The 20,104-nt window shown below is 68.9% G+C and carries 18 protein-coding genes; 2 read left to right on the top strand and 16 right to left on the bottom strand.

The window, feature by feature from the left end:
• Positions 1-31: 31 nt before the first annotated feature.
• The 14 genes from GLO27_RS06425 to GLO27_RS06360 all read right to left on the bottom strand — a co-directional run bounded on the left by GLO27_RS06425 (position 32) and on the right by GLO27_RS06360 (position 15,411).
• On the bottom strand, positions 32-2,992 hold the full coding sequence (locus GLO27_RS06425; protein ID WP_167254080.1) for a DEAD/DEAH box helicase: 2,961 nt from the start codon (positions 2,990-2,992) through the stop codon (positions 32-34).
• A 48-nt stretch (positions 2,993-3,040) separates the two neighbouring features.
• The gene (gene nusB, locus GLO27_RS06420) at positions 3,041-3,451 is read right to left on the bottom strand and encodes a transcription antitermination factor NusB (RefSeq protein ID WP_021200618.1); all 411 of its coding nucleotides are present in this window, start codon (positions 3,449-3,451) and stop codon (positions 3,041-3,043) included.
• A gap of 3 nt (positions 3,452-3,454) precedes the next feature.
• Complete coding sequence (efp, locus tag GLO27_RS06415) at positions 3,455-4,015, bottom strand: elongation factor P (protein WP_021200619.1); 561 nt, start codon at positions 4,013-4,015, stop codon at positions 3,455-3,457.
• Positions 4,016-4,070: 55 nt separating this feature from the next.
• Entirely contained in the window at positions 4,071-4,508 is a 438-nt protein-coding gene (aroQ, locus tag GLO27_RS06410; RefSeq protein WP_029259258.1) for a type II 3-dehydroquinate dehydratase, read from the bottom strand.
• Positions 4,505-5,593: a 3-dehydroquinate synthase gene (aroB, locus tag GLO27_RS06405; RefSeq protein WP_021200621.1), complete on the bottom strand. Its 1,089-nt coding sequence runs from the start codon at positions 5,591-5,593 to the stop codon at positions 4,505-4,507. The genes aroQ and aroB overlap by 4 nt, the downstream gene beginning before the upstream one ends.
• Positions 5,590-6,108: a shikimate kinase gene (locus GLO27_RS06400; RefSeq protein ID WP_167254078.1), complete on the bottom strand. Its 519-nt coding sequence runs from the start codon at positions 6,106-6,108 to the stop codon at positions 5,590-5,592. Before GLO27_RS06400 ends, aroB begins: the two co-directional genes overlap by 4 nt.
• Positions 6,092-7,321: a chorismate synthase gene (gene aroC / locus GLO27_RS06395; protein ID WP_021200623.1), complete on the bottom strand. Its 1,230-nt coding sequence runs from the start codon at positions 7,319-7,321 to the stop codon at positions 6,092-6,094. Before aroC ends, GLO27_RS06400 begins: the two co-directional genes overlap by 17 nt.
• A 63-nt stretch (positions 7,322-7,384) precedes the next feature.
• A complete protein-coding gene (locus GLO27_RS06390) occupies positions 7,385-8,239 on the bottom strand; it encodes a shikimate dehydrogenase (RefSeq protein WP_347878397.1) in 855 nt (284 codons plus the stop codon).
• Positions 8,202-9,722, bottom strand: coding sequence for an endolytic transglycosylase MltG (mltG, locus tag GLO27_RS06385; protein ID WP_136024910.1), 1,521 nt, complete (start codon positions 9,720-9,722; stop codon positions 8,202-8,204). The genes GLO27_RS06390 and mltG overlap by 38 nt, the downstream gene beginning before the upstream one ends.
• A 2-nt stretch (positions 9,723-9,724) precedes the next feature.
• Positions 9,725-10,198 (bottom strand): Holliday junction resolvase RuvX, encoded by a 474-nt coding sequence (gene ruvX / locus GLO27_RS06380; protein WP_167254074.1) that lies wholly within the window; start codon positions 10,196-10,198, stop codon positions 9,725-9,727.
• Complete coding sequence (gene alaS / locus GLO27_RS06375; protein ID WP_021200627.1) at positions 10,195-12,855, bottom strand: alanine--tRNA ligase; 2,661 nt, start codon at positions 12,853-12,855, stop codon at positions 10,195-10,197. Before alaS ends, ruvX begins: the two co-directional genes overlap by 4 nt.
• Before the next feature lie 55 nt (positions 12,856-12,910).
• Positions 12,911-13,099, bottom strand: coding sequence for a hypothetical protein (locus tag GLO27_RS06370; protein ID WP_021200628.1), 189 nt, complete (start codon positions 13,097-13,099; stop codon positions 12,911-12,913).
• A gap of 111 nt (positions 13,100-13,210) precedes the next feature.
• Positions 13,211-13,840, bottom strand: coding sequence for a 30S ribosomal protein S4 (gene rpsD / locus GLO27_RS06365; RefSeq protein WP_017830546.1), 630 nt, complete (start codon positions 13,838-13,840; stop codon positions 13,211-13,213).
• Positions 13,841-14,022: 182 nt separating this feature from the next.
• Positions 14,023-15,411 (bottom strand): replication-associated recombination protein A, encoded by a 1,389-nt coding sequence (locus GLO27_RS06360; RefSeq protein WP_029265345.1) that lies wholly within the window; start codon positions 15,409-15,411, stop codon positions 14,023-14,025.
• A 102-nt stretch (positions 15,412-15,513) separates the two neighbouring features.
• On the opposite strand from GLO27_RS06360, the gene GLO27_RS06355 reads away from it, so the two are divergent.
• Positions 15,514-15,816 (top strand): hypothetical protein, encoded by a 303-nt coding sequence (locus tag GLO27_RS06355; RefSeq protein WP_029259264.1) that lies wholly within the window; start codon positions 15,514-15,516, stop codon positions 15,814-15,816.
• 42 nt (positions 15,817-15,858) lie between these two features.
• Here the strand turns inward: GLO27_RS06355 and GLO27_RS06350 are convergent, their stop codons facing one another.
• Both GLO27_RS06350 and GLO27_RS06345 read right to left on the bottom strand, forming a co-directional pair.
• Positions 15,859-16,617, bottom strand: coding sequence for a winged helix-turn-helix domain-containing protein (locus tag GLO27_RS06350; protein ID WP_051667852.1), 759 nt, complete (start codon positions 16,615-16,617; stop codon positions 15,859-15,861).
• Positions 16,617-18,509 (bottom strand): FAD-dependent oxidoreductase, encoded by a 1,893-nt coding sequence (locus tag GLO27_RS06345; RefSeq protein ID WP_167254072.1) that lies wholly within the window; start codon positions 18,507-18,509, stop codon positions 16,617-16,619. The genes GLO27_RS06350 and GLO27_RS06345 overlap by 1 nt, the downstream gene beginning before the upstream one ends.
• Before the next feature lie 213 nt (positions 18,510-18,722).
• Here GLO27_RS06345 and GLO27_RS06340 point away from each other — a divergent pair, with 213 nt between their 5' ends.
• The gene (locus GLO27_RS06340) at positions 18,723-20,075 is read left to right on the top strand and encodes a DUF349 domain-containing protein (RefSeq protein WP_021200632.1); all 1,353 of its coding nucleotides are present in this window, start codon (positions 18,723-18,725) and stop codon (positions 20,073-20,075) included.
• The last annotated feature ends 29 nt before the right edge of the window (positions 20,076-20,104 follow it).

The following is a 20,104-nucleotide window of genomic DNA, read 5'->3' as shown; positions in this document are numbered from 1 at the left end:
CGCCCGGTCGACCGGGCCGTGAGTATTCCGGTCAGCCCTCGAACAGCCCGCGGATGTCGTCGGCGGAGAGCGATTGCGCGAACAGCGCCTCGTCGTCGAGCACGGCGGTGAACAGCCGGGCCTTGCGGCGTTGCAGGTCGAGCACCTTCTCCTCGATCGTGCCGGTGGAGATCATGCGATACACGAACACCTGGCTGTCCTGACCGATGCGGTGTGTGCGATCGACGGCCTGCGCCTCGGCTGCGGGGTTCCACCACGGATCGAGCAGGAAGACGTAATCGGCCTCGGTCAACGTGAGGCCGAAGCCGCCGGCCTTCAGACTGATGAGGAACACCGGCTGCTCCCCCGAGGTGAAGCTCTCGACGACCTTCTGCCGGTGACGTGTCGACCCGTCGAGATGCGCATAAGGAATGCCGGCGGCATCGAGGCGCGCCGCGGCCAGATCGAGGAACGAGGTGAACTGGCTGAACACGAGCGCCCGATGGCCCTCCGCCTGGAGCTCGATCACCCGCTCGATCAGCACGTCGAGCTTGCGCGAGCCGATCTTGGCGTCTTCCGGATCGATGAGCCCGGGGGCCAGGCTGAGCATGCGCATCAGTGTGAGCGAGCGGAAGACGATGAAGCGGTTGCGATCGAGGTCTTCCAGCAGTCCGAGCACCTTCTGCCGTTCGCGCTGCAGGACCACGTCGTAGAGCGCGCGATGAGACGAGCTGAGCTCGACCTCGAGGATCTGCTCCTGCTTCGCCGGGAGGTCGGGGGCCACGAGCTCTTTCGTCCGTCGCAGCAGCAGGGGACGGATGCGCCGCCGCAGCTGCTCGAGGCGTCGCTGCCGATAGGTGCCCCCCTCCTCGTTCTCCGGGACCTTTCCCTGCTCGATCGGCTGGATGTAGTGTTCGCGGAACTTCCGCGCAGAGGCGAACAGGCCGGGAGCGGTGAGCTTCAGCAGCGCCCACAGCTCGCTGAGGCTGTTCTCCATCGGGGTGCCGGTGACCGCGAACGTCACGTCCGCACGGAACGAGGCCACAGCACGATGCAGCTTGGTCGCCGGGTTCTTCACGAACTGCGCCTCGTCGAGGATGAGTCCCGCCCACTCGACACGGGCGTACTCGGCCTCGTCGAGACGGGCGACCACGTAGGTCGTGATGACGAGATCGGCGTCACCGATGCTGTCATCGAGCGAGCGACCCTGTGTGCTCCCCCGGAGCAGCACCCGGAGCGCAGGCGCGAAGCGCTCGGCCTCGCTCCGCCAGGTGGCGAGCACCGACGTCGGGACGACCACGAGGAACGGCCGCTGCTCCCCCGTCTCTCGGGCATGCGCGATGAGAGCCAGAAGCTGGAGCGTCTTTCCGAGCCCCATGTCGTCGGCGAGGATACCGCCCAGACGATGACTCCACAGGAAGGCGAGCCAGTCCAGGCCCTCCTTCTGGTACGGCCGGAGCGTGGCGCTGATGCCCGACGGCATCGACACCGCAGGCACGGAGGTGGCTGTGCGCAGGCCGTCGGCGGTCGCGCGCCACGTGACCGCGGGAACCGCCTCATCAGCGAGATCCTCGAACTCCTCCCAGAGATCGGTCTGGTAGCGGCTGATCCGCGCGCCGGTCTCCCATTCTTCGAGCTCGCCGGACTCGTCGATCAGCTCCCGGAGACGATCGAGCGCTCGATGGCTCAGGGAGAAGTAGCTGCCATCCACGAGGAGGAGCTTCTTGCGGCCCTTGCTGAGCGCCGTGAACAGCGGTTCGAACGGGATGGTGCGCCCGTCGATCTTTACCAGGACTCCCAGGTCGAACCAGTCGGGGTCGCTGCTCTCGACGGTGGATACGGTGATCTGCGGCTCGCCCGTGAGCTCGTGATAGCTCTTGCGACGACCGGATACGGAGACCATGACGCCCTCTGCCTCGAGCGCCGGCACCATGCGAGTGACGAACTCGGCGGCGGCGACGTCCTGGAAGGAACCCGCCGAAGTGAGTTCTTCGCCCAGCTGCTCCATCCAAACGGCCTGGAGCGCGTCTCGGAGCATCTCCTCCGCGACCGCGTCGCGCACGGCGTCTCCTCCGGGAGCGAACGGGACGCGCCCGAACCCGCGATAGTCCCATTCGAACGTGTACTTCACCGTGTCGCCGCGCAGGAACGACAGTTCGAGCACCGGTCGGGGTGCGGGCAGCACCGGCAGCTCGACGCGACCGACCGGACGCACCTCGACCCGCCGGGCAAGCAGCGGGTAGGCGTCACGGAAGAACGCGGCTTCGTCACGCGCGGGCACCTCGAGCCCCGTCCTTGCGGCGAGCAGTGCGTGCACCGGCTCGGCGATCGGTGCTTCGGCGAGCGTCACGCGCAGCTTCGTGCCGTGTTGAGCGACCTCGTAGAGCCCTCTGTGCCCGATCGTCTGCACGTCGGCGGGGTCTGCATCGCGGCCGTCGATCGTGATGTCAGGGCGCACGAGGAGTCCGCCCGCGTCGTCACGGCCGACCGTCGCGCCGATCGTGGCGCGATCAGCGAGAACGACGGTCGTGCTCTTCTGCGTGGCGATCAGCGGGACGTCGACGTCGGCCGCCGCGCGCAGATGCCCCCACAGCAGGCCGGACTCGATCAGATCGGCGACCAGCCAGTCGCCCGCCGTGCCGGACAGCAGCGTGTCGCGCGCGATGCTGAGCAGATCGGCGAACCATCGGGAGCGGTCGCGTCCGTACTGCGTCGGGGAACGTCTCACCGCGTCCCAGGTTGCCGCACCCTGCACCCAGGCACCGGTCGCCGCGCTCTTCTCGAGCGGACGGATGCCGAGCAGGATCTCCCCCGTGCGCTTGGCGACGTCGCGCGCAGTAGCGGTCCGCTGCGGGCGGGAGGCCCAGGGGTTCGCTCCGCGACCGTCGCGCACGCGGAGCTCGACCCCGAGCGCGAGCTGCGTCACCGCATCTTCGCGCGGCGCTCCGAGCATCGAGCGCCAGTCCGCGGATGACGCGCCATCGGGACGGGACGGGTCGTTCGGCAGGGGCATGCCCCCATCCTCTCCGACACCGCCGACAGTGCCTCCCCGTCGGACGGATCAGGCGGCGCGGGCGACTCGCGCGAGGACGCCGTGCACGAAGGCGCCGGAGTCATCGGTCGAGAACTCCTTGGCGAGTTCCACGGCCTCATCGATCGCGACAGCCGTCGGAACGTCGTCGTTGTAGAGGATCTCCCACACGCCGATCCGGAGCAGCGCGCGGTCGACCGCGGGCATCCGCTCCAGCTTCCAGTCGCGGCTGTGCGTCGTGATCTGCTCGTCGATCTCATCGCGCGAGTCGATGATGCCGTCGACGATCTCGCGGGCGTAGAGCCAGGACGCCTCGCGGGCGGGCTCGCTCGCGGCGCGCTTCGCCTCGGCGGCCAGCGTGACCGCGAGGTCGTCCCCGCGCACATCGGCGGAGAACAGGATGTCGAGAGCGCGCTTGCGCGCCTTCGTCCGGGCGCTCACGCCTTACTTCTCGCGGCCGAGGTAGTCACCCGTGCGGGTGTCGACCTTGACCTTGGTGCCGGCCTCGACGAAGAGCGGCACCTGGATCTCATAGCCGGTCTCGAGCGTGGCGGGCTTGGTGCCGGCCGACGAGCGGTCGCCCTGCAGGCCGGGCTCCGTGTAGGTGATCTCGAGGACCACGGACGCCGGGAGGTCGATGTAGAGCGGGTTGCCGTTGTTCAGCGCGATCGTGACGGCCTGGTTCTCGAGCAGGAAGTTCTTCGCGTCGCCGACCGTCGCGGCGCCGACCGTGATCTGGTCGAAGTCTGTCTGGTCCATGAAGACGTAACCGTCGCCGTCGGTGTACAGGTACGTGTAGTCGCGGCGGTCGACGTTCTCGATCTCGATCTTGGCGCCGGCGTTGTACGTACGGTCGACGACCTTGCCCGAGACGACGTTCTTCAGCTTGGTGCGTACGAAGGCGCCACCCTTGCCGGGCTTGACGTGCTGGAACTCGATGACGCTCCAGAGCTGCCCGTCGATGCTGAGGACGACGCCGTTCTTGATGTCTGCGGTAGATGCCATGCGCTGCGAGTTCCGTTCGTGAGTCTGCGGGGTCGGACGAGACCGACAGTCGATTCTAAGGGATGAGTGCTGCGAGCTGCCGCACGGCATCCGCGTAGCCGTCGACACCGCGTCCGACGACGCGCACGGCCGCGACGTCGTCGAGGTAGGAGTGGTGCCGGAATTCCTCCCGGGCGTACACATCGGAGATGTGCACCTCGGCGAACGGCAGCGAGACTCCGGTGAGAGCGTCGCGCAGCACCACCGACGTGTGCGTGAGTCCGCCGGGATTGATCACGATCGCGGCGCAGTCCTCACGGGCGGCGTGGATCGCGTCGATCAGCACCCCCTCGTGGTTGCTCTGCACCGCACGCACCTCGAAGCCGTGTTCTGCGGCGGCGGCGATGGTGATGCGCTCCACGTCGGCGAGCGTGGCCGTGCCGTACACCTCTGGTTCGCGCGAACCGAGCAGGTTCAGGTTGGGTCCGTTGACCAGGAGGATGCGTCGGCTCACGCGCCGACCTCCTGGTAGGCGGCGAACATCAGCGATTCGTCCGGGGCCTGCAGCACCGTCGGCTTCGCGATGTCGTCGAGAAGGATGAAGCGCAGCATTCCGCCGCGGCTCTTCTTGTCGCGCTGCATCGTGGCGAGCAGCTGCGGCCATGCTCCTGCGCGGTACGAGGTCGGAAGCCCCAGCGACTCGAGGATGGTGCGGTGACGCTCCGCCGCGGCGTCGGAGAGGCGTCCGGCGAGACGCGAGAGCTCGGCCGCGTACAGCATGCCGACCGAGATCGCGGCGCCGTGACGCCAGCGGTATCGCTCTGCGTGCTCGATGGCGTGCCCGAGGGTGTGGCCGTAGTTGAGGATCTCCCGCAGGCCCGCCTCCCGGAAGTCGTCCGAGACGACCTCGGCTTTCATCGCGATCGCAAGTTCGATGGCACGCCGGAACTCGTCCGTCGTGGGGTCAACGGCACGAGCGGGATCCGCCTCGACGATGTCGAGGATCTCCGGCGCCCAGATGAATCCGGCCTTCACCACCTCGGCGAAACCGGCGGTCGCCTCGTTCGGGCTGAGGCTCGCGAGCTCGTCGAGGTCGCCCACGACGGCGCGCGGCGCCCAGAACGCACCGACGAGGTTCTTGCCCTCCGCGGTGTTCACCCCGGTCTTGCCGCCGACCGCCGCGTCGACGAGGCCGAGGACCGTGGTCGGCACCTGGATCAGCTGCACACCGCGCAGCCACGTCGCCGCCACGAAGCCGGCGAGATCGGTGACCGAGCCGCCGCCGTAGCCGATGACGGCGTCACTGCGCGTGAAGTCGGCCTGCCCCATCACCTGCCAGCAGAAGGCCGCGACCTCGATGCGCTTGCCCTGCTCCGCATCCGGGATCTCGGCGAGCAGCACCTCACGCGGCCCGTCCGAGGTGTCGGCGAGCAGGCGATCGCGCAGCTCGGCGGCCCGGGCGGCCAGCGTCGGGGGGTGCACGACCAGGATCTTGCGCACCCCCGGAGCCAGCGCAGCCGAGACCCGTTCGAGGATCCCCCGCCCGATCGTGATGTCGTAGGCGTCGCTACCGGTGACGCTGATGGTCGTCGTGCTCATCGCTGCTCTCTCCTCCATGCCACGATCTCGTCCGCGATCTTCTGCATCGGACGACGTGAGGTGTCGAAGGTCGCCGATGACACCTCGGCGTACCACCCCCGACGTTCCTCGAAGATCTTCTTCCAGCGCTCCAGGGGGTCCTCCCCCGCCAGCAGCGGACGATTGCTCCCACGGAGCCGATCGGCCACCGCGTCGGGGCTCACGGTCAGGAACACGACCGGGTACTCTGCCAGCAGCTCCCGGGTCGCCGCTTCCGTCACCGCCCCGCCACCGAGGGAGATCACCCCGCCCTCGGCGAAGGCCTCTGCCACCGCGGCCCGCTCGAGGGCACGGAAGTGCGCCTCGCCGTGGGCCTCGAAGATGCCGGCGATGGGTCCGTGGGCGGCCACGATGCGCTTGTCGGTGTCGATGAACGCGACGCCGAGCCGACGAGCGACGCGTCTGCCGACGCTGGTCTTGCCGGCGGCCATCGGGCCGACCAGCACCAGCGTCAGCGGATCAGCCGCGCTCGTCATGCGCAATGAGCGCCGCCTCGGACGCGGGGGTCGTGCGCAGCTCGGCAGGGATGCCCGCCAGGTACCCGTCGAGGTTCCGTCGCGTCTCCCGGATGCTGTCGCCGCCGAACTTCTCCAGCACGGCGTTCGCGAGCTCGACCGCGACCATCGCCTCGGCAACCACACCGGCGGCTGGTACCGCGCACACGTCGGAGCGCTGGTGGTGGGCGGTGGCGTCGTCTCCTGTCGCGATGTCGATCGTCCGCAGCGCGTGCGGCACCGTCGCGATCGGCTTCATGCCGGCACGCACGCGCAGGACGGTGCCCGTCGACATGCCGCCCTCGGTGCCGCCGGCACGGTCGGATCCGCGCGTGATGCCGTCGGCGGTCGCGAAGAGCTCGTCGTGCGCGGCCGAGCCGCGACGACGGGTGGTCTCGAAGCCGTCGCCGACCTCGACACCCTTGATCGCCTGGATGCTCATCAGGGCCTGGGCCAGACGCGCGTCGAGGCGCCGGTCCCAGTGCACGTGGGAGCCGAGTCCCGGAGGCAGCCCGTACGCGAGGACCTCGACGATCCCGCCGAGCGTGTCGCCGTCCTTCTTGGCGTCGTCGACCTCGGCCACCATCAGCGCGGAGGTCGCCGCGTCGAAGCACCGGAGCGGATCGGCGTCCAGCGCCTCGACGTCATCCGGCGTGGGCAGCGCAGAACCCTCGGGTACGCGCACCGGGCCGATCGACAACGTGTGGCTGACGAGACGGATCCCGAGCTCACCGAGGAAGGAGCGGGCGATCGCTCCCAACGCGACACGAGCGGCCGTCTCGCGGGCGCTCGCACGCTCGAGGATCGGACGCGCCTCGTCGAAGTCGTATTTCTGCATGCCCACCAGATCGGCGTGCCCTGGACGCGGACGGGTGAGAGGCGCGCTGCGTCCGCGAGACTTGTCCGTGAGCTCGACGGGCTCGGGGTTCATGACCTCGATCCACTTGGGCCATTCGGTGTTGCCGATGCGCAGCGCGATCGGACTGCCGAGGCTCCGGCCGTGGCGCACACCGCCGGAGATCGTCAGCTCATCCTGCTCGAACTTCATCCGCGAGCCGCGGCCATAGCCCAACTTGCGACGGGCGAGGTCGGCCTGGATGGCCTCGGAGGACACAGGGACGCCGGAGGGAAGACCCTCCATGACGGCGATGAGTTCTGGGCCGTGCGATTCGCCGGCCGTGAGCACGCGGAGCATTGCTCCAGTCTCCCACGGGTTCGCACCCCCGCAGCGCCGCGTTTCGTCGAGCGAGCGGTTCGGTCAGAGCGCGGCGCGCATCGCGGTGATCACCGCGGCCTCGTCGCGGAGCTCCATCGTCGGATCGCCGTGCCGGAAGATACGGATCTGGCGCACGGCCTGATGCAGCAGCATGCCGAGTCCGGAGATGGCCGGACCATCGCTCCAGGTCATCGCGAGAGCTGACGGCCACGGGGCGTAGGCGGCGTCGAAGAGCGACCCGCCACTCGACGACAGCACCGAGGCGATCTCCGCGGGGAGAGCGGTGCCGCTGGGCAGCGTGGCCACGGTCAGCTCGACGGCCGGAGCAGGCGCATCGAACGCGCGTACTTCCACGACGAGGCCGAGCCGCTCCCCGAGATCCACCAGCGCCGCCGCGGCAGCAGCGCGCCGAGCACGCACGTCGACGCGCGCGGCCCCGATCTCGGCTGCGGCGACGAGAGCCGACGCCGCCGTGGCCCCGGCCCCGAGTATCCGGACCCGTTCGACCTCGGCGATGTGCGCCTCGGCGAGGGCATCGACGATCCCTCCGACATCGGTGTTGAACCCGGCCGGCTCGTCTCCCAGGAGGAGCGTGTTGACGGCGCCCGTGAGCTGCGCGTGACGATCCCGTGTCGCCGCCGCGCGGAACGCCTCTTCCTTCAACGGCATCGTGAGGGAGAGACCACGCCAGGTGTCGTCCAGTTCGGCGATCGCCGAGGCGAATCCCTCCGCCGAGACCCGACGCCGTCCGTACTCCCAGTCCAGGCCGAGCACACGATAGGCGGCCGCATGCAGCTCCGGGGACTTGGAGTGCGCGATCGGATCGCCCCAGACCGCCAACCGTGAGCGCGTCACCGTCTCAGCAGCCGCCGTCGGGGTTCGCACGGCACCACTCACGCCACTTCTCGATTCCCTGCTCGTGCTCCGCCATGGTCTCGGAGAACTGCGTCTCCCCCGTGGCGAGGTTGATCGTGACGAAGTACAGCCACGGGCCGTCAGCAGGCTGCATCGCCGCCTTGATGGCCGCGTCGCTCGGGCTGGCGATCGGTGTCGCCGGCAGGCCGGTGCGCACGTAGGTGTTCCACTCGTTGTCGTCCTCGAGCGCTTCCTTCGAGCTCGACACGACGCCTTCGTGCAGCGACCCGTAGCCGTACTGGGCGGTCGAATCCATCTGCAGCTTCATGTCGATGTCGAGGCGGTTCTGAATGACGCGGGACACCTTCGCGAAGTCGTCGAGACGGCCCTCGCGCTGGATGATCGAGGCGATCGTCAGGATCCGTTCGGCATCAGCCGCCGGCACACCTGCCGCGTCGAGCGACTCTCTGGTGCGGTCGACCATCCGCTGGATCACCTGAGGTGCGGTGACCCCGGGATCGAATTCGTACACTGCGGGGAACAGCCAGCCCTCCAGGCTCGGCGCGTCCACGCCGTAGGCCGAGGGGTCCTGGACCGCAGCCTCGAAGTCGGCGAGCGGAAGCCCGAGAGTCTCGGCCATGCCGGGCAACGAGGAGACGATCGTGCCTCCCTCGGAGACCGAGACGGCATTCGCCATCTTGTTCGCGTCGTCCTTGAGCGCGGCGAGGGCGGCCTCTGCCGTCATCTTCTTCTGCAGGCGGTAGACGCCCGGATAGAACGTGACCGCGAGGTTCTCTTCGACGATGTAGTCGTAGAACACGTCCTCGGTCTTCGTGACGCCGGCCTCATAGAGCGCCGTCGACACCGGCCCCCCGGTGTCGCCCTGCTTGATCGTGACGAGGGCTTCGCCGTTCGCGAGACCGGGCTCCCAGTCCTTCGACTCGCCCCAGCCCATGGCATCGCTGATCTTGTCGCCGTAGGTGTTCCAGGCCCAGGCGCCACCCGCCGCGATGCCGCCGAGCACGGCGAGCACGATGATCAGCGCGATCAGGCAGCCCTTGCGGCGCTTCTTCTTCGGCGCCGCGGGAACATGGTCGTCGTGCGGGGCGAACAGATCGTCGAGCCCGCCTCCGATCACCGGTTCGGGCGTTTCGGCCGCTGCCGAGGTGCGACCGGTGCCCGCCGCGGGCACCGCCTGCGGGAGAGCACGCGTGGGAGTCTCTGCGGCGTCGGCCGAAGCGCGAACGGGCGTCGGCGACGGCGCCGCATCCGCGGTGACGGCATCGTCCGCGGACCCACGTACCGGCACAGGGGACGGCTCGGCCGGCGTGCGGGCCGTGCCTCCCACCGGAGTCGCGGTTCCCTCTCCGGCTGCTGCCTCTCGGGCGGCGCGGCGCGAACCGGGCGCCGGAGCACTGTTGTCGACGGTCGGGATCTGCTGCGTCGGGTCCGGCAGATTCTCGAACAGATCCCCCAGGCGGGAATCAGGATCGTGCCGGGGGGTGGCGCTGTCACGTTCAGACATCGTCAGGCGTGCTCCTCGTCAGGCGAGATGGTGGCGCCGGCCGGGTTTCCGGTGCTCTTCTCCATGTCGATCGCCTGCTGCAGAAGCACCACGGCGGCGACCTGATCCACAATGCTACGAGAGTTCTTCTGAGATCTCCCGGAACTGCGCAAAGCGGCGTGCGCGCTCACGGTGCTGAGGCGCTCGTCCACGAGGCGCACGGGGATCCCGCTGCGCACCTGAAGCGCAGCGGCGAACTCTCGCGCATCCGTGGTCGACTGTGTGTCGGCACCCTGCATGTTCACCGGGAGGCCGACCACGAACTCCAACGGGTCGTACTCCCCTGCGATCTGCACGAGGCGGTCGATCGATGCGTCGTCCCGAGGGACCGTCTCGACCGGGACGGCGAGCATGCCATCGGGATCGCAGCGCGCGACACCGACCCTCGCCCTGCCGACGTCGATGCCGAGTCGCACGCCGCGGCGGAACCCGCTCACGCGGCGTGCAGCTCCTGTGAGATGGCCTCGAGCGCCGCGGGAAGAGCCGCGGCATCCGCGCCACCGCCCTGCGCGACGTCGTCACGACCGCCGCCGCCGCCGCCGAGCACACCGGCAGCGCGTTTCGCCAACGCGCCGGCCTTCGCGCCCGCAGACCGAGCGGCATCGTTGGTGGCGACGACCACGACCGGACGACCGTTGACCACAGCTCCCAATGCCACGACCGCGGCATCGGAACCGAGCCGATCGCGCACGCCGTTCACGAGATCGCGCACATCGTCCGCGGACGCCACCTCGCCCAGGTTCTGGGCAGCCAGGCGGAACGCTCCAGCGCGGGTCGCGGCCTCGACGATGGCGGGAACCTGACCCGCCCTCTCCTTGGCCTCGAACTGCGCGATGCGCTTCTCCGCCGCCTTCAGACTCGCGGCGAGGTCGGCGATCCGCTCCGGAAGCTGTTCGCGCGGCGTCTTCAGGGAACTGGTCAGCTGCGAGACGATCGCCCGCTCCGCGGCGAGCTCCCGGAAGGCATCGGCACCGACGAGCGCCTCGATGCGACGATTGGATGCGCCGACGGAAGACTCTCCGACCAGGCTCACCAGACCGATCTCCGCGCTCGTGCTGACGTGCGTGCCCGCACACAGCTCACGCGACCAGGGGCCGCCGATGTCGACCATTCGCACGACGTCGCCGTACTTCTCGCCGAACAGAGCCATGGCTCCGGCTTCCTTCGCCTCGTCGAGGGAGACGATGCGCGTGGTCACCTCGAGGGAGTCCTGCACCGCGCGGTTGGTGATCTCCTCGATCTCGCTCCGCGTATCCGTCGAGAGCGCCTGCGACCAGGCGAAGTCGAAGCGCATGTAGCCGGCACGGTTCAACGAGCCCGCCTGCGTCGCGGTCGGACCGAGCGTGTCGCGCAGAGCGGCATGCACGAGGTGGGTGGCCGAGTGCGCCTGGCGGGCGGCACGACGGTTTGCCGCGTCCACCACCGTGGTCGCGATGTCGTCGACGGCGACGCTGCCGCGCGTGACCTCGACGGTGTGACTGATCAGACCGGGAACCGGCTTCTGCACATCGAGCACCTCGAGCGTGTATCCCGGGCCCACGATCGTGCCCTTGTCGGCCACCTGTCCACCCGACTCCGCGTAGAGCGTCGTCTCGGCGAGCACGACCTCGGCGATCTGGCCCTCGGCGGCGCTGCGCACGGGGACACCGTCGACGAGGAGACCGAGCACACGGGATTCGACCTCGAGCGCGGTGTAACCGTCGAATCCGGTCTCTCCCAGCGCGCGCAGATCGCGATAGACGGACACGTCGGCGAGCTGACGCTTGCGGTTGCGGGCGTCGTCCTTCGCGCGCTGGCGCTGCTCCTGCATGAGGGTGTCGAAAGCGGCACGATCGACGTCGAGCCCTGCTTCCTCGGCGACCTCGAGCGTGAGGTCGATCGGGAAGCCGTAGGTGTCGTGCAGCAGGAAGGCCTCGGGACCGCTCAGGGTCTTCCCGCCGCCCTTCCTGGTCTCGTCCAGAGCCAGGTCGAGGATCGTCGACCCGGCGACGAGGGTGCGACGGAAGGTCTCCTCCTCGGCGAACGCCGATGCCGAGAGCACAGACCAGTCCCTCTCGAGTTCCGGATAGGTGGTCTTCATCACATCGCGGGATGCGGCGAACAGCTCGGGGAACACCGGCTCGTCGACACCGAGCAGGCGCATCGAGCGGACCGTGCGACGCATCAGACGGCGCAGGATGTACCCGCGTCCCTCGTTGGACGGACGCACGCCGTCGGAGAGGAGCATGAGCGAGGAGCGCACGTGGTCCGCGACGACACGGAACCGCACGTCGTCCTCGTGCTGCGCGCCGTAGGGCCGTCCGGAGAGCTCGACCGCACGGTCCAGCACCGGCCGCACCTGATCGGACTCGTACATGTTGTCGACACCCTGCTTGAGGAAGGCGACGCGTTCGAGGCCCATGCCGGTGTCGATGTTCTTCATCGGCAGCTCGCCGACGATGTCGAACTCCGTCTTGCTGCGGATGTTCTCGATGAAGTCCTGCATGAACACGAGGTTCCAGATCTCCAGGAACCGCGAGTCGTCGACAGCCGGGCCGCCGTCCTTGCCGTAGGCGGGACCGCGATCGAAGAAGATCTCCGAGTCGGGACCACCCGGTCCGGGCTGGCCGGTGTTCCAGTAGTTGTCCGCCCGGCCCAGGCGCTGGATGCGCTCCGGCTTGAGCCCGATGATGTCGCGCCAGATCGCCTCGGCCTCGTCGTCGGTCTCGTAGACGGTGACCCACAGGTCCTTCTCGTCGAAGCCGAGACCGCCGTCGGACTCGGAGCTCGTCAACAGCTCCCAGGCATAGCGGATCGCGCCTTCCTTGAAGTAGTCGCCGAACGACCAGTTGCCGAGCATCTGGAAGAACGTGCCATGACGGGCAGTGCGGCCGACCTCTTCGATGTCGTTCGTGCGGATGCACTTCTGCACGTCGGCGATACGCGAGTGCGGAGCAGGGACGACACCTGTGAGGTACGGGATCATCGGCACCATTCCGGCGACCGTGAACAGCAGGGACGGGTCGTCACTGACCAGGGAGGCCGAGGGGACGATGAGGTGGTCGTTCTTCTCGAAGAAGTCGAGATAGCGCTGCGCGATTTCCGCAGTTTTCATAAGGTTCCGGGTGTCCTTGCGTGAAGATGCCGCGCCGAGGCGCCGCTGCGGTGGTTCAGTTGTCGCCCGGCTCCGTGAGCCGTGCCTCCTGCTCGCGGTAGGCGTCGCTGAGGATCGCGGTGAACCCGTTGATCCGGGCGTCGACCTCGGCGAGGATGTCATGACCGCGCGGGTCCTTGTTCATGAAGTGAGCCGCGACGAAGCCGCCGATCACACCGATCAGGAACCACAGCACGTTCTTCATGTCGTCATCCTTGCCCTTGACCCGCGAAGGCGCGGTGTCACCATCGTATGCGGAAACGACAGGAGGCGTCGGGAATCCCGACGCCTCCTGCCTGATTGCTCGATCGCTGGATCAGCGAGCCGCGTAGTACTCGACGACGAGCTGCACTTCACAGGTCACGGGGACCTCGGCGCGCTTCGGACGACGAACCAGACGCGACTGGAGCTTGTCGAGCTCGACCTCGAGGTAGCCCGGAACGGGGGGCAGGACCTCGGCGTGACCGCCGGCTGCCGCCACCTGGAAGGGCTCGGTGCCCTCGCTCTTGGCCTTGACGTGGATGAGCTGACCCGGCTTCACGCGGAACGACGGGCGGTCGACGAGCTGGCCGTCGACCAGGATGTGGCGGTGCACGACGAGCTGGCGAGCCTGTGCGGTGGTGCGGGCGAAGCCCGAACGCACGACGAGAGCGTCGAGACGCATCTCGAGGAGCTCGACCAGGTTCTCACCGGTCAGGCCGTCCTGACGACGAGCCTCGTTGAAGGTGTTGCGCATCTGCTTCTCGCGGATGCCGTACTGCTCGCGAAGACGCTGCTTCTCACGCAGACGGACGGCGTAGTCGCTGTCTGCCTTGCGCTTGGTGCGGCCGTGCTCACCCGGAGCGTACGGACGCTTCTCGAGGTAGCGGGCGGCCTTCGGGGTGAGAGCGACGCCGAGGGCGCGGCTGAGACGCACCTTGCGGCGGTCCTGGGACTTCGTGGTCACGAAGTTTTCCTTCCGATGACGTGGTCGCGTCTTTCACGACTCACGGACGTATCGTCCGCGTTCTGCCTTGGAGCGCACGCCGAGGCGCCAGCAAGGTGTGGTGTGAACGAGGAGATGCCCGAAAACTCGGTTTCGAGCCGCTCAAGTCTAACAGATCGCTTTTCCGCGCCGGATCCGCAGGGTCAGCGGTCTCCGAGGATGCGGCGGATCCGCTCGAGGCGCGCACCGATGTCGCGCTCCGCACCGAGGTTCTTGGGCTCGTAGTAGTGCCGACCGTCGAGTTCGTCCGGCAGATACTGCTGGGGCACGACGCCGAACTCACTATCGTGCGAATAGACGTAGCCGCGGCCGTGGCCCAGACGTTTGGCGCCCGGGTAGTGCGCATCACGGAGATGCAGCGGAACCCGACCGAAACCGCCGGCGCGGATGTCGGCGATCGCCGCGTCGATCCCGACGTACGCGGCGTTCGATTTGGCGGTGGTGGCCAGGTAGACGGTCGCTTCTGCAAGGGGGATGCGACCTTCCGGCATGCCGATGAACGCCACGGCATCTGCAGCCGCCACGGCGATGGCCAGGGCCTGCGGGTCGGCGAGACCGACGTCTTCCGATGCCGAGATCACCAGGCGCCGGGCGATGAAGCGCGGGTCCTCCCCTGCCTCGATCATGCGGGCGAGGTAGTGCAACGCGGCATCGGGGTCGGACCCTCTGATCGACTTGATGAAGGCGCTGATGACGTCGTAATGCTCGTCGCCTTGCCGGTCGTAACGCAGCAGGGCCTTGTCGACCGCCTGGGAGATGTCATCGGCCGAGACCTCGGGCACGGACGCACCGGGCACCGACGCACCGGGCGCCGACGCATCGTTCCCCTCGTCGTCCGCGTCCGCGGCCGTCGCGTGGGACAGTGCGACCGCGGCGCCGGCCTCCAGCCCGGTCAGGGCGCGCCGCGCGTCACCCGAGGCCAGCCGCACCAGAGCCGACCTCGCTTCGTCGCTGAGAGCGACGGATGCGTTCAGACCGCGGGGGTCGGTGACCGCACGATCGACGAGGAGGCCGATGTCGTCGTCGGTGAGCGGCTGCAGCGTCAACAGCAGCGAACGCGAGAGCAGCGGTGAGATGACGGAGAACGACGGGTTCTCTGTCGTCGCGGCGATCAGGATCACCCAGCCGTTCTCGACTCCGGGGAGAAGGGCATCCTGCTGCGCCTTGGTGAAGCGGTGGATCTCGTCGAGGAAGAGGATGGTCGTCTGCCCGTAGAGGTCGCGCTGCGTGACGGCTTCCTGCATGACCTCGCGCACGTCTTTCACCCCCGCCGTGATGGCGGAGAGTTCGACGAATCGCCGACCGGACGATCGTGCGATGGCCTGAGCGAGAGTCGTCTTCCCGGTTCCCGGCGGTCCCCACAGGATGATCGACACGGCCCCGGGGGCTGTCGCTTCGGGGTCGGCGAGTGCGACGATCGGCGATCCCGCACGCAGCAGATGACGCTGGCCCGCGACCTCCGCGAGGGACACCGGACGCATGCGCACGGCGAGGGGCGTCTGCCCGGAGAGCAGCGCAGCAGGGGACGTCATCCCTCCAGGCTAACGTCGGCCCCCGACACTTCGGTGAACCTCCGCATCCGGGTAGGCTCTCAGGCGACGTCGTGGAGCGGCGTTCGGATGGGAGAGCAGGGCATGGCCGCACGCGGTTCCAAGAACGCACAGGCGCGCACATCGGCGGAGCGCGCACGACTGCACACCGCACGCACCCAGTGGCACGAAGGGCAGATCCGCCGCCGTGTCCGTGACAACACGATCGCCGCCGTCGTCGGCAGCCTCATCGTCGTCGCAGCGATCGGCAGCCAGGTCGTGCACGCCCAGGTCACCGCGCCCGAACCGGAGCCCACCCCCACTCCCTCCGTCGAGCCGACCACCGCTCCGACCGAGACACCCGCGGAGACGCCGGCCCCCGTCCCCTCGGACGCACCGGCGGAGTGACCGCCGACGCGGTTGATCGCCCCTACCACCGATGCCCTCGGCTCACGGCTCCGATACGGCGAGGCGATAGCCCCGCTTGACGACGGTCTGGACCAGGTCGACGCCACCCAACGACTCCCGCAACCGGGCGACGGCCACCTCCACCGCCCGTCCGCTGCGCTCGCCGCCGGGAAGCTCACGACCGAGCTCCCTTCGCGAGAGCACGCGTCCGCGGGCGAGGAACAGGGCCTCGATCAGGTCCGCTGCGCCACGGGACAGCGGAAGGAAGCGCCCGTCCAGCACGACGCCCCCGCTGCGCACCTCGAGGCTTCCGGCATCGGTGCGCACCGATCCTGCACCGCTTCCGTAGTGTGCGACGACGCATCCGACGAGACCCGTCGGTCTCTCCCGCTCGACGTATCGTGCGTTCAGGCCGGCGTCCTGAAGGCGGCGAGCCTCGCGCTCGTCATCCGAGACCAGGAGCAACCGGCCCGCTTCGGCACGACGGCGATGCGCTTCGAGCGCGCCGCTCCTCGTCGCCGCGTCGATCCATGACGCGGACGACGCGGTGAAGATCACGGCGTCGGCGCCCCCGGACCCCACGCGATGCACCGCACGGTGCAGCACGCCCGTCGGGGTGGTCACCGGACGGGATGTCACGACGCGCATCACGTCGGCGCCCTCTGCTCCGAGTGCGCGGTCGAGTTCATCCGCTCCGGCGGAACGATTCCCGGCCGCAGATGCTCCTGCCGCCCTCGCCTGGGCCGAGATGATGATCCTGCATCCTGCGAGCACCGGGCGTGCCCCCGAACGCCCGGTCATCACGCGGGATTCTCGGCGCGAACGGAGACGCCCCGCCGCGGATCGGCGCTCCGACCCCGATCCCTCCAGCCGATCGCGACCGTCGTGCCGTCACCGCGATGCGGGGACTCGGATGAACTCGGATCCGCCGATACCGCGCCGTGTGCGCGCCGCGTCGGTGACGCGGAGTTCGGGTCGGCTCCGGCCGGCAGAGGGGGTGAGGACGCGAGGCCCGCGGCGGTGAGGCCATGCCGCAACCGCGCCTGCTGGTCGTGGGAGACGCCCTGCAGTTCGATCCGGGAGTCGACGATCTGCAACGTCAGGCCCAGGTCCTGCGCAAGACGCCCGATGTCGACGAGATGCCCCGGCGTGAGCTCCGTCCCCGTCACCGTCGACAGCCGCACTCGGCTCCCCTCCGATCGGACGGGGCCCGTGTGCGAATCGAGCCCCTCCTGTGCGCCGCGCGTGCTGAGCGGAGAGCGCTCCGTCGCCAGTTCCGCGAGCGCGCGTGCCACAGCCAGGGTGCAGCGCTCGCACTCCGGGTCCCGCCCGAAGCGGGTTCCGACCGCGCTGAACGTGAACACCTCGTCCGCGCGGAGCACTGCCAGGAGCTCCTGCGACGACATGCCGATGTGCACGCAGACCGCACGGGAGTCGTCGGGATGCGCTGCCCGGCGCAGTTCGGCAGCGAGCTCGCCACGCGCCGGTCCACCGACGAGCCGACGAAGAACGCCAAGACCGCTCGTATCGCCCATGAGAATTCCGCCGAGGAGCGTCTGCGCATCGTCGGTGAGCACGAGCTTTCGGTAGACACCGGTGCCTCGCGAGCGATGCGTGACGACCTCGACGGCGTCGGGATCGGCGTCGCGCGTCGCCGGCTCGCCGAAGCACGCGAGATCGACGCCCGCGATGGTGCGGTGCACGTCTCGTCGGTGCCCGCCGAAGCGCTCCCCTCCCCCGAGCAGACGCGCGGCCGCCACCTCCGCCATGGCATATGCGGAAGCGGCGGCGTCGACGCAGCGTCCGTCGACGCAGGCCGCCTCACCGATCGCGAGGATGCGCGGATCCGATGTCGTGCAGTGATCGTCGACGATCACTCCTCCCTGCGGGTGCACGTCGAGTCCGGCATTGCGCGCGAGTTCGTCCCGAGGTCGCACGCCGACGGTGAAGACGACGAGGTCGGCGCGTTGGAAGGTACCGTCCTGGAACTCGAGCGCCGTGACGGCTCCCGAGTCGTCCGGATCGAGCCGCGTCGTCCTGGTTCGAGTGCGGACAGCGATGCCCCGTTCTTCGAGGGCGCCGCGCAGGACGTCTGCTGCAGCTTCGTCCAGCAGCGAGGGAAGGAGACGATCCGCGTACTGCACGATCGTCGCGCCGACTCCGGCGTCGTCGAGCGCTGCAGCGGTCTCGATTCCGTGCTGCCCGCCACCGATGACGACGCCTCGCAGCGGACGGCCGAGAGCACGCGATCGCGAATCGACGAAATCCCGCACCGACTCCGCGTCCTCGATGGTGCGCAGGACGAAGCAGCCGGGGAGGCGAGCCCCTGACACCGCCACCCGCCCCGCGAACGACCCGGTGGCCAGCACGAGCACGTCGTAGGAGTAGGAGCGTCGGGATCGTGTGCGCACCACCCGCGCCGACCGGTCGATGCGGAGCACGCGGTCGTCACGGATCAACCGCACACGGTCGTCGCGGAACACCGTTCGGTCGAGCTGGAGATCCTCGACCTCCCGGCCGGTGAGGACACCCACGAGAGCGGATCGGTCGTACGGGCCATGCCCCTCATCGCCGATGACCGTGACCCGCACCGCCGCACCCGGGTCGCGAAGCAGGCGCTCCACGAAACGGTGCGCCGCCATCCCCGCGCCGACGACCAGGATCTCGTGCGGCGGGGAAGTCGTGTCCTTCATACTGCTCCTGTCGACCGGAAGACTGTCGTGCTCGCGACGATAGGAGCATCGTGTTTCCCGGAGATGACGGAGAATGTGTCCTGCGTCGAAAGTTCTCCTCACAGAACGGTAACGATCATCGAAGTCCTGGGACCTCACCCGCGACGCTCCGGCGTACTAGGCTGAGCCTCGTCCTTTCCGCCTCCCGCGGCCCGACCGCGCAAGGAGAATCACGTGTCTGCCAACGAGCCCACGAAGCCGACTCCCCCCGTCCCCGGCCCCCCTGCCGTACCGATGCCGCGCAAGGCGCCGACGCCGGCCGCCGTCGCGCCCGTCGCCCCGGTGCCTGCGGCATCCTCGACATCAGCGGAATGGGGTCGCGTATCCGAAGACGGGACCGTCGAGGTCAAGGAGGGCGAGGCCTGGCGCGTCGTCGGCCAGTACCCCGATGGGACTCCCGACGAGGCCCTCGCCTACTTCGTCCGCAAGTTCGATGACATCGCCTTCAAGGTGCACGCTCTCGAACAGCGTCATCAGGCCGGCGGAGCGTCGGCGAGCGATCTCGCCAAGCAGGCCTCGCACCTGATCGACGAAGCGACCGATGCCGCGGCCGTCGGCGACCTCGCCGGCCTGCGCGATCGACTCAACGCCTTGACCTCGTCCCTCTCCGAGGCGACCGAGCAGGAGGCACAGCACGCCAAGGAGCTCGTCGACAAGGCGATCGCCGAGCGCACGGTCCTCGTCGAACGTGCCGAGGCCATCGCCGCCCGCGATCTCAGCAAGGTGCAGTGGAAGCAGGTCACGGCCGAGCTCGGCGAACTGTTCGATGCCTGGCAGGCGCAGCAGCAGAACGGGCCGCGCCTGTCGAAGGGCATCTCCCAGCAGCTCTGGAAGCGATTCCGCGACGCTCGCGCCGTCGTCGACAAGCAGCGCCGCGCGTTCTACTCCGAGCTCGACGACGCGCACAAGGTCGCCCGCGACGCGAAGACCCGTCTGGTCGAGCGTGCCGAGGCACTCGCCCCGCGTGGCACGGACGGCATTCCCGCGTACCGGAACCTGCTCGACGAGTGGAAGGCATCGGGCCGCGCCGGCCGCAAGGCCGACGACGCTCTCTGGGCGCGCTTCAAGGCTGCCGGCGACGCGCTCTACGCCGCCCGCGCCGAGCAGGCCGCCGCAGAGGAAGCGGATTCCGCCCCGAAGATCGAAGCCCGCGAGGCGCTCCTCGAAGAGGCGAAGGCCGTGGCCGACGAGTCGAACATCAAGCGTGCCCGCGCTCTCCTCACCCGCATCCAGCGGCAGTGGGACGAGATCGGTCGCATCTTCCCTCGGGAGAAGGAACGTGCGCTCGACGACAAGCTCCGCGCCATCGAACAGGGGCTCAAGGGCCGCGAAGACGTGGACTGGAAGAAGAACAACCCCGAGACCAAGGCTCGCGCGAACGACATGAGCTCGCAGCTGCTCGAGGCCATCGAGAAGCTCGAGGCCGAAGTCGCCGCGGCAGAGAAGTCGGGCGACAAGAAGGCGGCCAAGGCGGCAACGGATGCCCTCGAGGCACGCCGCGCGTGGCTCAGCGCCCTCGGGAGCTGACCCGTTCTCCACAGGTCGCTCAGCACTGC

This window comes from Microbacterium sp. Be9 (genome assembly GCF_011754135.1).
Lineage (GTDB): Bacteria > Actinomycetota > Actinomycetes > Actinomycetales > Microbacteriaceae > Microbacterium > Microbacterium maritypicum_A.
This window is presented reverse-complemented; position numbering and strand designations above follow the sequence as displayed.